The 12,421-nt window shown below is 64.5% G+C and carries 9 protein-coding genes; 5 read left to right on the forward strand and 4 right to left on the reverse strand.

Annotated elements, in window-relative coordinates:
• Nucleotides 1-164: 164 nt before the first annotated feature.
• Complete coding sequence (locus HNR59_RS01030) at nucleotides 165-1,271, reverse strand: branched-chain amino acid ABC transporter substrate-binding protein (protein WP_183824696.1); 1,107 nt, start codon at nucleotides 1,269-1,271, stop codon at nucleotides 165-167.
• A gap of 338 nt (nucleotides 1,272-1,609) precedes the next feature.
• On the opposite strand from HNR59_RS01030, the gene acs reads away from it, so the two are divergent.
• Nucleotides 1,610-3,562: an acetate--CoA ligase gene (acs, locus tag HNR59_RS01035; RefSeq protein WP_183824699.1), complete on the forward strand. Its 1,953-nt coding sequence runs from the start codon at nucleotides 1,610-1,612 to the stop codon at nucleotides 3,560-3,562.
• Nucleotides 3,563-3,687: 125 nt separating this feature from the next.
• Here acs and HNR59_RS01040 read toward each other — a convergent pair whose 3' ends face one another.
• Nucleotides 3,688-3,906 carry a DUF1674 domain-containing protein gene (locus tag HNR59_RS01040; RefSeq protein ID WP_183824702.1) on the reverse strand — a complete coding sequence of 73 codons (219 nt, stop codon included), beginning with the start codon at nucleotides 3,904-3,906 and terminating at the stop codon, nucleotides 3,688-3,690.
• Between the two features lie 104 nt (nucleotides 3,907-4,010).
• On the opposite strand from HNR59_RS01040, the gene htpX reads away from it, so the two are divergent.
• The 4 genes from htpX (at nucleotide 4,011) to purH (ending at nucleotide 10,088) form a co-directional block, all read left to right on the forward strand.
• Nucleotides 4,011-5,090, forward strand: a complete 1,080-nt coding sequence (gene htpX / locus HNR59_RS01045; RefSeq protein WP_183824705.1) for a zinc metalloprotease HtpX — start codon at nucleotides 4,011-4,013, stop codon at nucleotides 5,088-5,090.
• 83 nt (nucleotides 5,091-5,173) lie between these two features.
• On the forward strand, nucleotides 5,174-6,496 hold the full coding sequence (locus HNR59_RS01050; RefSeq protein ID WP_343060566.1) for an RsmB/NOP family class I SAM-dependent RNA methyltransferase: 1,323 nt from the start codon (nucleotides 5,174-5,176) through the stop codon (nucleotides 6,494-6,496).
• A 160-nt stretch (nucleotides 6,497-6,656) separates the two neighbouring features.
• Nucleotides 6,657-8,366, forward strand: coding sequence for a heparinase II/III family protein (locus HNR59_RS01055; RefSeq protein WP_183824711.1), 1,710 nt, complete (start codon nucleotides 6,657-6,659; stop codon nucleotides 8,364-8,366).
• Nucleotides 8,367-8,471: 105 nt separating this feature from the next.
• Nucleotides 8,472-10,088 carry a bifunctional phosphoribosylaminoimidazolecarboxamide formyltransferase/IMP cyclohydrolase gene (gene purH, locus HNR59_RS01060; RefSeq protein ID WP_183824714.1) on the forward strand — a complete coding sequence of 539 codons (1,617 nt, stop codon included), beginning with the start codon at nucleotides 8,472-8,474 and terminating at the stop codon, nucleotides 10,086-10,088.
• Between the two features lie 34 nt (nucleotides 10,089-10,122).
• On the opposite strand, the gene HNR59_RS01065 is transcribed toward purH, so the two are convergent.
• Together HNR59_RS01065 and HNR59_RS01070 are read right to left on the reverse strand one after the other, a co-directional pair.
• Nucleotides 10,123-11,505, reverse strand: a complete 1,383-nt coding sequence (locus HNR59_RS01065) for an MFS transporter (RefSeq protein ID WP_183824717.1) — start codon at nucleotides 11,503-11,505, stop codon at nucleotides 10,123-10,125.
• Between the two features lie 157 nt (nucleotides 11,506-11,662).
• Nucleotides 11,663-12,319, reverse strand: coding sequence for a TerC family protein (locus tag HNR59_RS01070; protein ID WP_183824720.1), 657 nt, complete (start codon nucleotides 12,317-12,319; stop codon nucleotides 11,663-11,665).
• Nucleotides 12,320-12,421 lie beyond the last annotated feature (102 nt).

Here is a 12,421-nt window from a genome sequence, read left to right on the forward strand (position 1 = left end):
CCAGATGTTTCCATCTGGCTGCAAAATGCTCTAAAAACGCTCCCGCATGAAATCACACCAAGGAAAAAGGCCGGGGCATGACACCCCGGCCTTTTTCGATTCAGTCGTGCAAACCTCAGATCATTTATGCGAGGCCAGATGTTTCCATCCGGCTGCAAAAAGCTCTAGTCCGCAGCGACGATCTTGCCGCCTTCCCACTTGAACAGCGAGAAGCTCGGGCTCGTCAGATCACCGTTCTCGCCATAGGTCAGCTTGCCGATCGCGGTCGGGATTTCACCGCCGTCCTTGAGCGCGGCTGCAACGGCTGCGGTGTCGTCGGCCTTGCCGGCCTTCTCGATGCCCGCCTTGAGCACTTCAACCGCGGCATAGGCGTTGAGCGTGAAGGCTTCCGGGGGAATGCCCTTTTCCTTCAGCACTTCCACGGCAGCGGCGGAATCGGAGTTCTTCAGCGCGTCGGAGGCGTTGGTGAACAGCGTGCCGGCAGCGGCTTCGTTGCCGATTGCCCAGTATTCGGTGTTGGACAGGCCTTCACCGCCGATGATGGTCGCCTTCACGCCTGCATCGGCGAGCTGGCGGGCGAGCAGGCCGCCTTCAGGGTGATAACCGCCGAAGTAGATGACCTCGGCGCCATCGGATTTCAGACGCGTGACCAGCGCCGACAGATCCTTCTCGCCGGCATTCAGCGAGGTGTGGCTGACTTCGGTCACGCCACCGGCATTGATGCCGGCCTTGAAGGCGTCGGCGAGACCCTTGCCGTAGGTGCCCTTGTCGTCGACGATGGCGACCTTCTTGTCCTTCAGGTTCGCCACGACATAGGCAGCAGCCACTTCGGCCTGCTGGTCGTCACGGCCGCAGGTGCGCAGCACGTTGGTCAGGCCGCGCGCGGTCAGATCCGGCGCCGTTGCGGTCGGCGTCACCATCAGGATGCCGTTCTCGGCGAAGACGTCGGAAGCGGCCATGGCAACGCCGGAGGTGACCGGGCCGACCACATAATGCACGCTCTCGCCCACCAGAAGGTTGGCCGCCGAAACGCCCTGCTTGGGATCGCCGGCATCGTCAGCCAGCTTGATCACCACCTTCTCGCCAAGGATGCCGCCATCCTTGTTGATCTTCTCCACGGCGGCCTCTGCGCCATTCTTGACCTGCTCGCCATAGGCGGCAACCGGCCCGGTCAGCGGTGCCACGACACCGATGACGATATCGGCCTGCGCGCCCGAAACGAAAGCCATCGAAGCAAACAGTGCAACGCCGGCCAAAAGTTTGTTCTTCATGAGTGTGCTCCCTGTTACCTGAACCTCGATGCATGAACCTGCCGATAAGGCAAAAAAGGTCCAGCGAAGTCCTGAATTTCAGGCATAGCTGCTGTGCCGCCTCTTGGCAATCGCCCGCCGATCAGGCTTTCGGCATTGGCCGCGCTATCGCTTGGGCCAGAAATGAACAGCTCCGCAAACGCCGGTCATGACGCAATGTCGCGGCTTTAAATGATGGCAATCCAAGGTCTAATGTTGCCGTTGAGGCAGCAATGTTAATAATGCGGCCGACTTTCGTGGCGGGATGCCGCGCAGATAAGCCCGCTGGCCGGGCGCATTATTCGGGAGGGAAGCCTGTAATGTCCGATACCAATATCTACCGGGTCCAGCCGTCATGGAAGCGGGAGGGCACGATCGACAACGAAACCTACCTGAAGTGGTACGCTGACAGCATCAACGACCCGGATGCATTCTGGGGAGAGCATGGCAGGCGGATCGACTGGTTCAAACCCTACACGAAGGTGAAGAACACAAGCTTCGAAGGCGACGTTTCGATCAAATGGTTTGAGGACGGCGAGCTCAACATCTCCTACAACTGCATCGACCGCCATCTGGAAAAGCGCGGCGATCAGGTCGCCATTCTCTGGGAAGGCGACAACCCTGCCGAAGACAGGAAGATCACCTATAAGGAACTTCACGAGCAGGTCTGCCGACTCGCCAATGTGATGAAGAAGCACGGCGTCAGGAAAGGCGACCGCGTCACCATCTACATGCCGATGATCCCGGAAGCTGCCTTTGCGATGCTTGCCTGCTCGCGCATCGGCGCTGTCCATTCGGTCGTGTTCGGCGGCTTCTCGCCCGACGCACTGGGCGGACGCATCGTCGACTGCGAATCGACCTTCGTCATCACCGCAGATGAAGGCCTGCGCGGCGGCCGCACCATTCCCCTGAAGGAAAACACCGAAAAGGCCATCGACATCGCGGCCAAGAACTTCGTCATGGTGAAGAACGTGCTGGTTGTGCGCCGCACCGGCGGCAAGATCGGCTGGGCCACTGGCCGCGACTTCTGGTACGATGAGGAACTGGCCTCGGTCGAGCCGACATGCGAGCCGGAAAAGATGAATGCGGAAGATCCGCTGTTCATCCTCTACACCTCCGGCTCGACCGGCAAACCGAAGGGCGTGCTGCACACCAGCGGCGGCTATCTGGTCTATGCCTCGATGACCCACCAGCATGTGTTCGACTACCATGACGGCGACATCTACTGGTGCACCGCTGATGTGGGCTGGGTGACGGGCCACTCCTACATCGTCTACGGGCCGCTGGCCAACGGCGCGACAACGCTGATGTTCGAGGGCGTGCCAAACTATCCCGATCAGGGCCGGTTCTGGAATGTCGTCGACAAGCACAAGGTCAACATCTTCTACACCGCCCCCACCGCCATCCGCGCGCTGATGGGCGCGGGCGACGAGTTCGTGACGCGCTCCTCCCGCTCGACGCTGAAGCTGCTCGGCTCGGTCGGCGAGCCGATCAACCCGGAAGCGTGGGAGTGGTACTACAATGTGGTGGGCGAAAAGCGCATTCCGATCGTCGACACCTGGTGGCAGACGGAAAACGGCGGCATCCTGATCACCCCGCTGCCGGGCGCCACCGACCTGAAACCCGGTTCGGCGACACGGCCGTTCTTCGGCGTGAAGCCGCAGCTTGTCGACAATGAAGGCAATGTGCTGGAAGGCGTGGCCGACGGCAATCTGTGCATCACCGATGCGTGGCCGGGCATGATGCGCACCGTCTATGGCGATCACAAGCGCTTCATCGAGACCTATTTCTCGCAATATCCGGGCCGCTATTTCTCGGGCGACGGCTGCCGGCGCGACGCCGACGGCTATTACTGGATCACCGGCCGCGTGGACGACGTGCTCAACGTGTCGGGTCACCGCATGGGCACGGCGGAAGTGGAATCCGCCCTCGTCGCCCACGACAAGGTGTCCGAGGCCGCGGTCGTCGGCTATCCGCACGACCTCAAGGGACAGGGCATCTACTGCTATGTCACGCTGATGGATGGCGAGGAGCCGAGCGACGAGCTGCGCAAGGAACTGGTGGCGCATGTGCGCAAGGAGATCGGCCCGATCGCCTCGCCCGACAAGATCCAGTTCGCGCCGGGCCTGCCCAAGACGCGCTCGGGCAAGATCATGCGCCGCATCCTGCGCAAGATCGCCGAGGACGATTTCGGATCGCTGGGCGACACCTCGACGCTGGCCGATCCCGGCGTCGTCGACGACCTGATCGAGAACAGGCAGAACAAGCACTGATCTGAACGGAAGGAGGCGGGCAAAAACCCGCCTCCTTCTTTTTGAAGTCCCGACTCGTTTTTGAAGTCCTTACTCGGGCAAACCAGCTTTGCGGTCCCGCATCCTTCCGATTTGTTCGGAAGCGCTCAGAAGTCGCTGGTGAGGCCCTTCACTTCCCAGTCGCCATAGCGGCCGGGCTCCATGCCCCCGCGCCCGCCAAGCTCGACCGGTCGCGCGGCTTCGGCCTGCTTGTAGGCCTTGCGCCGTTCGGCAGCCTCTTTCAGCGCCCGCTCGGCCGCCGGGCTGAGAGCCTTGTCTTCCGCTGAGGTGCTTTCCTTCGGTTCCGTGCCATCTTGATCTGTCATTTCCGTCCTGCCAAATGGATTGAAAGCTGGCCTTTCGCTTCCCATCATATAGCGAAACAGGTGCGTGGGATCGACCCTTTGCACGCGGGAACACGGAGTACGGTATGAACACGATGCGCACCGCCATGCTGCTGGCCGCCATGACGGCGCTGTTCATGGGCGTGGGCTACCTGATCGGCGGCTCGGGCGGCATGACGATCGCTTTCGTGATCGCGGCGGCCACCAATCTGTTCAGCTACTGGAACGCCGACAAGATGGTGCTGTCCATGCACCATGCCGTCGAGGTCGATGAGCGCAACGCGCCCGAATATTACGCCATCGTGCGCGAGCTTGCCTCGCGGGCCGGGCTGCCGATGCCGCGTGTCTATCTCATCGACAACCCGCAGCCCAACGCCTTCGCCACCGGCCGCAACCCGGAAAACGCCGCCGTCGCCGCCACCACCGGGCTCCTGCAGCGCCTGTCGCCTGAGGAAGTCGCCGGCGTCATGGCGCATGAGCTTGCCCATGTGCAGAACCGCGACACGCTCACCATGACCATCGTCGCCACGCTTGCCGGCGCCATTTCGATGCTCGGCAACTTCGCGCTGTTTTTCGGCGGCAACCGCGACAACAACAACAATCCGCTGGGCTTCATCGGCGTGCTGGTGGCGATGATCGTCGCTCCCTTCGCAGCCATGATTGTGCAGATGGCGGTCAGCCGCACGCGCGAATATGCCGCTGACCGGCGCGGCGCGGAAATCTGCGGCCGACCGCTTTGGCTGGCTTCCGCCCTTGACAAGATCGCGCGCAACGCCGAACGCATCCACAATCCCGATGCCGAGCGCAATCCGGCAACGGCGCATCTCTTCATCATCAACCCCCTTTCCGGCGAGCGCATGGACAATCTGTTCTCCACCCACCCCGACACGGGCAACCGCATCGCCGCGCTGCAGGCCATGGCGAACGAGTGGGAGGGACCGGCCAGCGCGCCCGATATGCACCGCCAGCCCGATCCTGCCCCCCGCAGCGCTCCGTCCCGGAACGCTCCGCAGGCGAATGCCGACCCCGGCGAAGGCCAGAGTGCCGGGCCATGGGGCGGGCGCCAGCAGAATGAAGCTCCGTCCCGGCAGGCAAAAACCAAGTGCAGCCCCAAGTCCAATCCATGGGGCCGCAATCCCACCGGGCCGAAAGGCCCGTGGTCGTGAAGCCCGGGGGTTTGAAATCGGGGGCGCAGACGCGCAGACGGCATCCTTCCGGTTCACGCAGCCCGGACACCGCATCGCCAGCCGTGGCGGGCCTTGCCGCGCGCAAGACCGCCGTGCGGCTGCTCGGTGCCGTCATCGAAGCCAGCACGTCGCTGGACGGCCTGACCGACAACGAGCACGGCCACCCGCAATATATGGCGCTCGACATGCGCGACCGCGCACTGGTCCGCGCCATGCTGGGCGCGGCGCTGCGCCACCGCGTCACCATCAGCGCACTGCTGTCGAAGCGGCTCGACAAGCCGCTGCCGGCCAACGCGACCGCGCTTGCCCATATCCTGCATATCGCCGCCGCGCAGATCCTCTTCCTCGACGTGCCCGACAGCGCCGCTGTCGACCTCGCCGTCACCCACGCCAAGTCGGATCCCCGCACGCAGCGTTTCGCCGGGCTGGTCAATGCGGTGCTGCGCGCGCTCTGCCGCGCCAAGGCAACCGAGCTCGAAACGGCGCTCGCCGGCACCCACGACGCGCCGGAATGGTTCGCGAACCGGCTTGCCGCGGCCTATGGCGCGGACGAAGCCGGCGCCATCCTCCGCGCCCACCGGCTTGAGGCGCCCATCGACATCACCGTCAAGTCAGACCCCGATCTGTGGGCGCAACGCCTCGGCGGCATCGTCCTGCCGACGGGTTCCGTGCGGCTGGAAAAGCTCGATGGCGCCATCACCGGACTGCCGGGCTTCGATGAGGGCGCGTGGTGGGTTCAGGACGCCGCCGCCGCCCTGCCGGCACGGCTGATGGGCGACATTTCCGGCAAAAAGGTCGCCGATTTGTGCGCGGCCCCCGGCGGCAAGACCGCGCAGCTCATTCTCGCCGGCGCTGACGTCACCGCCGTGGACGCCTCGGCAAGCCGCCTGAAGCGTCTCTCCCGCAATCTCGACCGGCTCGGGCTGAAGGCCACCGTCATCCACAGCGATCTGATGCAGCTGGACCCGCCCGACCTGTTCGATGCGGTGCTGCTCGACGCGCCCTGCTCCTCCACCGGCACGGTTCGCCGTCACCCCGACGTGCCGTGGACGAAGACGCCGGACGATATCGCCCGGCTGGCCGCTCTCCAGCGCCGGCTGCTGGACAAGGCGTTCACGCTGATTCGCGACGGCGGCATCGTCCTGTTCTCGAATTGCTCGCTCGACCCGTCAGAGGGCGAGGAGCTGATCGCCGCGTTTCTTGGGGATACGCCCGGAGCGGAACAGGACCCGATCCAGCCGCAGGAAGTGCCCGGCATCGCGCCATTCGTCACGCCACAGGGAGCCCTGCGCACCACGCCGGCGGGGCTGGATATGGGTTCGCCTTCGCTTTCGGGGCTGGACGGTTTTTACGCCGCAAGGCTGAGGAAGCGCGCTGCCTCATAAGGTGAGAGCAGGCTTAGGCAAGCCGTTGCTTACGAAAGCATGTGGACAGAATGCCCTGCGGCCTGCGCCGCAGGTTTGCATTCCCCTTCGCATAACCTATTGAATCACATAGTTTGCATGTAAATTCGAGACTTCGGTACAAGCGTTGGCCACTGCTGCCATGAATACGACTCGCCTTTGGGCGCTGGTCGCACGGGAATTCTGGCGCAAGGCGCGCCGGAACCTGCGCGCCGGTCCGGCCTATCGCTGGCGCTATTCCGGCCGCACGCCCGAGCGTGTGCTGATCGCTCCGCCCGACCTGCGCCTTGCCGATCCCCAGATCGCCACGGAGATCTATTACGGCCGCTTTCCGCTTTCGGGCCGGCTCGTGGAGACCGGCGGCGAATCGCCATTCCGCGTTTCCGCCTCCCATGAAGGCTGGCAACGCTCCCTGCACGGCTTCCGCTGGCTGCGCCACATGCGCGCCGCGAGTTCCGAGCTTGCCTCGGCCAATGCGCGGGTGCTGGTCAAGGACTGGATCGCCATCCACGGCAGCCACATAGCCGGCATCGCCTGGGATCCGGGCGTGACCGCCAAGCGCATCATCGCCTGGCTCCAGCACTCCTCCGTGGTGCTGCAGGGCGCGGATCTGCCCTTCTACCGCGCTTTCCTGAAATCGCTGGCGATGCAGATCCGCTACCTGCGCTCGATGGCGCGCGAGATGCCGCATGGCAAGGACCTGCTGCGCGCCCGCATCGCCCTTGCCTTCGCCGCCCTTTCCCTGCCTGCGCCGCCATCGGCGCTGCGCTCGGCCAGCCGCAATCTGGCCGAGGAACTCGATCGCCAGATCCTTCCCGACGGCGGCCACATCTCGCGCAATCCGCTGATGGTTCTGGAGTTCCTCGCCGACATATTGCCGCTGCGCCAGACCTACGCAAATCAGGCCGAACAGCCGCCGGCGGCATTGATGGGAGCCGTGGACCGCATGCTGCCGGCGCTGCGCTTCTTCCGCCATCAGGAAGGCAGCCTCGCCTGCTTCAACGGCATGGGCGCCACCATACAGGACCGCATCGCCGCCATATTGCGCCATGACGACACCGCCGGCGCGCCGCTTCTGCACGCGCCCCATTCCGGCTATGAGCGCCTCAGCATCGGCGATGTCACCGTGATCGCCGATACCGGCGCGCCGCCGCCCCTCGAAGTCTCGGGCTCGGCGCATGCCGGCTGCCTCTCCTTCGAACTGTCGTCGGGGCGCCACCATTTCATCGTCAATGCCGGCGTCGACACCTATGGCGACCCGGAATTCAGGCCGCTGGCGCGCGCCACCGCTGCCCACTCCACGGCCACGATCAACGACAATTCGTCGGCCCGCTTCAGCCATTCGTCACGCCTCTCCGGCCTTGTCGGCTCGCCGCTGATCGGCGGCCCGCAGCATATCCATTGTGAGCGCCGCGACGGGCCGGACAGGCACGGCTTTCTCGCCCGCCATGACGGCTACCTGCCTCGCTTCGGCCTGTGGCATGAACGTGAGCTGATCCTTTCCAACCGGGGCGGAACGCTGTTCGGCCGCGACAGCTTCCTTGCCGACACCCCAAGCCGCACCCGCAATGACGCCCAGCATCTGGTGACGGTTCGTTTTCACCTCCACCCCGAGATCAACCTGTTCACCGACTCAGGCGGCCATTACGTGCTGGCCGCCGACAATGGCGATGCGTGGATGTTCTCCTGCGCCGAGGTCGCGCCGCAGGTGGAAGAGTCCATCTATTTCGCCGGCATTGCAGGCCCGCGCATCACCCGCCAGCTCCTGCTCTCCTTCGACGCCTCGGAGGTTCCCGAGATTCGCTGGCGCCTGAAGCGGGTGCGGCTGGCGGGCGCAAGCCTTCCTAACTGACGAACGACGCATCAAAGCCCGGCCTGTCTGCGATTCATGCGTTTAATTCGCAGCCCTCATGTGCTAGGGCGCGGCCATATTCCCGCAGCATGAAGGACCCCGCGCATGGCTGTCGCCTCCAAGAACATTCCCGCTCCCGATCTGGTGCCGGTGCGCCGGGCGCTGCTGTCGGTCTCCGACAAGACGGGCCTCGTCGATTTCGCACGCGCGCTGGCTGCCGCCGGCATCGAGCTGGTGTCCACGGGCGGAACCTCGAAGGCGATCGCGGAGGCCGGCATTGCGGTGCGCGATGTCTCCGAACTGACCGGCTTTCCCGAGATCATGGACGGCCGCGTCAAGACGCTGCATCCCTCCGTGCACGGCGCACTGCTCGGCATTCGCGACGACGCCGAACATGTCGAAGCCATGCGCGCCCACAACATCGAGCCGATCGATCTGGTGGTGGTCAATCTCTATCCGTTCGAGGAGGTGCGGGCCTCGGGCGCCGGCTATGCGGCAATCGTGGAGAACATCGATATCGGCGGCCCCGCCATGGTGCGGGCTTCGGCCAAGAACCATGCCTATGTCGCCATCGTCACCGACCCGGAAGATTATGCCGGCGTGCTGGAAGCCATGCAGGCGAATTCCGGCTCGCTATCGCTGGATTTCCGCAAGTGGCTGGCCGCAAAAGCCTTTGCCCGCACTGCCGCCTATGACGCCGGCATCTCCAACTGGTTCACTGAGACGCTGGAGATCGAAAACCCGACATGGCGCGCTTTCGGCGGCAAACTGGACAGCGTCATGCGCTATGGAGAAAACCCGCACCAGCAGGCCGGCTTCTACGTCACCGGTGAGAAGCGCCCGGGCGTTGCCACGGCGCACCAGTTGCAGGGCAAGCAGCTTTCCTACAACAACATCAACGATACCGATGCCGCTTTCGAGCTGGTGGGCGAATTCGATCCGGCCCGCACCGCGGCGGTCGCCATCATCAAGCACGCCAATCCCTGCGGCGTCGCCGAAGGCGCTTCGCTGAAGGACGCCTATCTGAAGGCGCTTGCCTGCGATCCGGTTTCCGCCTTCGGCGGCATCGTGGCGCTGAACGGGCTGCTCGACGCGGAGGCGGCCGAGGAGATCGTGAAAACCTTCACCGAAGTGATCATCGCCCCGCAAGCCAGCGAGGAAGCGCAGGCCATCGTTGCCGCGAAGAAGAACCTGCGCCTGCTCGTCACCGGCGGCCTGCCCGATCCGCGCATGGCCGGCATGATGGTGAAGTCGGTGGCCGGCGGCCTCCTCGTTCAGGGCCGCGACAATGCCGTGGTCGACGATCTCGACCTCAAGGTGGTGACGAAGCGCGCGCCGAACGACGCCGAGATGGCCGATTTGCGCTTTGCCTTCCGCGTCGCCAAGCATGTGAAGTCGAACGCCATCGTCTATGCGAAGGACAGCGCCACCGTCGGCATCGGTGCCGGCCAGATGAGCCGCGTCGATTCCTCACGCATCGCCGCCCGCAAGGCGATCGATGCAGCGGAGGCGGCCGGCTGGGCCGGGCCGCTGACCAAGGGCTCGGTCGTGGCCTCGGATGCCTTCTTCCCCTTCGCCGACGGCCTGCTGAGCGCAGTGGAAGCCGGCGCCACCGCCGTCATCCAGCCGGGTGGCTCGATGCGCGACGAGGAAGTGATCGCCGCGGCCGACGCCCATGGCATCGCCATGGTGTTCACCGGCACCCGCCACTTCCGGCACTGAGCCGGCCGCCGGCCTCCCGCTCTCAGGTAAAGTCTCAGCGCCCTTTCCGGTCCGCCGGATAGGGCGTGCCGGCCAGCAGAGCCATGCCTGTGACGATGAACAGGATGATCATCGCCATGCCGAGCCGTGGCGAGCCGCTGAGCGCCGTCACGGTCGCCACCATGAAGGGTGCGGCAAAGCTCGTTACGCGCCCGGCCAGCGCATAGATGCCGAAATAGCGGCCGGCTTCCTCGGCCGAGACGCTGCGCGCCATATAGGAGCGTGACGAGGCCTGCGCCGGCCCGAAGGCGATACCGATCAGCAATCCGTATAGGATGTAGGCCTTTTCCGCGGCCGTGCCGAACAGCCCGCCCGAATCGGCAGCGGAAAGCTGCAGGACGCCAAACAGCGTGTACCCCGGACCCGTCGAGACGATACCGACCGTCGCCACGCTGAGCAGAACCAGCGAGACCATCACCACCACCTTGGAGCCGAAGGCGCTGTCCATCCTTGCCGCGACAAGGCAGCCGAAGATCGCCACCACGTTGAGAATGATGCCGAATATGCCGATCTCAGTGATCGACCAGCCGAACATCGCCGCGGCAAATCCGCCGCCGAGCACGATCAGCGCGTTGACGCCGTCCTGATAGATCATGCGGGCGATGAGAAACCGGAAGATGCCGGGACGCCGGCGCACCTCGCCCAGCGTCGATTTCAGCTCCGCCAGCCCCTGACGCACGGCCGGGCGGATCGGGATACCCTTCACCGCATCCGGCGTGAACAGGAACATCGGCAGGATGAACACCAGATACCAGAGCGCTGACAGCGGCCCGGTGGCGCGGGCATCTTCGCCCAGCGCCGGATCGAGCCCGAACAGGGGCTTCAGGCCGACGATGGTGAGCCCCGTCTCCGGCAAGGCCGCAAGGCAGGCAACCACGAAGATCAGCACCACCATGCCACCCAGATAGCCAAGCCCCCATGCGATATTGGAGATCTTTCCGATCTCTTCTTTCGGCACCAGCCGCGGCATCATGGAATCGTTGAAGACGGTGGAGAATTCGGCCGCGACCGAGGCCAGCGAGAACACCGCCACCACCCAGAACAGGCCGGAGCCGGGAGCCGCCAGCCACAGCAGGAGCAGGCAGCCGATCTTGATCGTGGCGAAGCAGGCGATCCACGGCTTGCGCGGTCCGGTCTGGTCGGAAATCGCGCCGAGCACCGGCGACAGCACGGCGATGGCAAACCCTGCCGCCGCCACGCCATATCCCCATGCCGCCTGGCCGGCGACCGGATCGCTCGCCATGCGCGACACGAAATAGGGACCGAAAATGAAGGTGGTGACGACCGTGAAAAAGGGCTGCGCCGCCCAGTCGAACAGCATCCAGCCCCAGATACCGGCACGCGATGCCTTGCGCGCCTCGATGCAGGTTTCACTCATGCCATCTCCATCCGCCTGCCACGTCCAGCGCCCAATCCGCATGCCGGGATATAGAGCATTTATGGCGAAGTGGCATCGTCCGGACTGCACGAATGCAGAATACGTTCAGAAGGCGAAAGAAAACCGGGACCCGAAGCCCCGGTTTTCTGTCAGCGGGTTATGCACCCTGAAGATAGGGCCAAACCTCCATCGCCCCGCGATAGATCATCTCGCCCGCCACATAAAGGATGATGACGAGACCGACATAGGCGATCCAGCGATGCTTCTGGAGGATGCGCGCGATGAAGCTGGCGGCGAGGCCCATCAGGGCGATCGAGAGCGCCAGGCCGAAGATCAGCACGCCGGGATGGTCGCGTGCGGCGCCTGCGACCGCCAGCACATTGTCCAGCGACATGGACACGTCGGCAATGACGATCTGCCAAGCCGCCTGCGCGAAGGTCTTGCGCGGAGCCTTGCCGGCAACCGCGCCATCCTTGTCGATGTCGCTCTCCGTCAGGGCTTCCATGCCCTGAGCTTCCTCGGCAGCGCTGTGGCGCAGTTCCCGCCACATCTTCCAGCACACCCAAAGAAGCAGCACACCACCGGCCAGCAGCAGACCGACGATCTGGAGAAGCTGGGTCGTGGCGGCCGCGAAGCCGATGCGCAGCACCGTCGCGGCGATGATGCCAATGAGGATGGCCTTGGCGCGCTGCTCCTTGGGAAGGCCGGCGGCCGCCAGTCCGATAACGATGGCGTTGTCGCCGGCCAGAACCAGGTCGATCATGATGACCTGCAACAGGGCCGTTAACGCATCGCCCGTGAAAAATTCTGTCATTCTGCACCCTTGCGTTCAGCTTGGGCGATCTGGCGCGCATATGAACCTTGCCGGACACACAGTCCGTCACAAGAACTCAGATGCGGTTTGAAATGGGAAACA

This window comes from Aquamicrobium lusatiense (genome assembly GCF_014201615.1).
Classification (GTDB): Bacteria; Pseudomonadota; Alphaproteobacteria; order Rhizobiales; family Rhizobiaceae; genus Mesorhizobium; species Mesorhizobium lusatiense.

What these genes read in the sequence shown, in the direction of transcription:
- HNR59_RS01030 (WP_183824696.1), bottom strand. Translation starts at nt 1,271, where the DNA reads ATGAAGAACAAACTTTTGGCCGGCGTTGCACTGTTTGCTTCGATGGCT.
- acs (WP_183824699.1), top strand. Translation starts at nt 1,610, where the DNA reads ATGTCCGATACCAATATCTACCGGGTCCAGCCGTCATGGAAGCGGGAG.
- HNR59_RS01040 (WP_183824702.1), bottom strand. Translation starts at nt 3,906, where the DNA reads ATGACAGATCAAGATGGCACGGAACCGAAGGAAAGCACCTCAGCGGAA.
- htpX (WP_183824705.1), top strand. Translation starts at nt 4,011, where the DNA reads ATGAACACGATGCGCACCGCCATGCTGCTGGCCGCCATGACGGCGCTG.
- HNR59_RS01055 (WP_183824711.1), top strand. Translation starts at nt 6,657, where the DNA reads ATGAATACGACTCGCCTTTGGGCGCTGGTCGCACGGGAATTCTGGCGC.
- purH (WP_183824714.1), top strand. Translation starts at nt 8,472, where the DNA reads ATGGCTGTCGCCTCCAAGAACATTCCCGCTCCCGATCTGGTGCCGGTG.
- HNR59_RS01065 (WP_183824717.1), bottom strand. Translation starts at nt 11,505, where the DNA reads ATGAGTGAAACCTGCATCGAGGCGCGCAAGGCATCGCGTGCCGGTATC.
- HNR59_RS01070 (WP_183824720.1), bottom strand. Translation starts at nt 12,319, where the DNA reads ATGACAGAATTTTTCACGGGCGATGCGTTAACGGCCCTGTTGCAGGTC.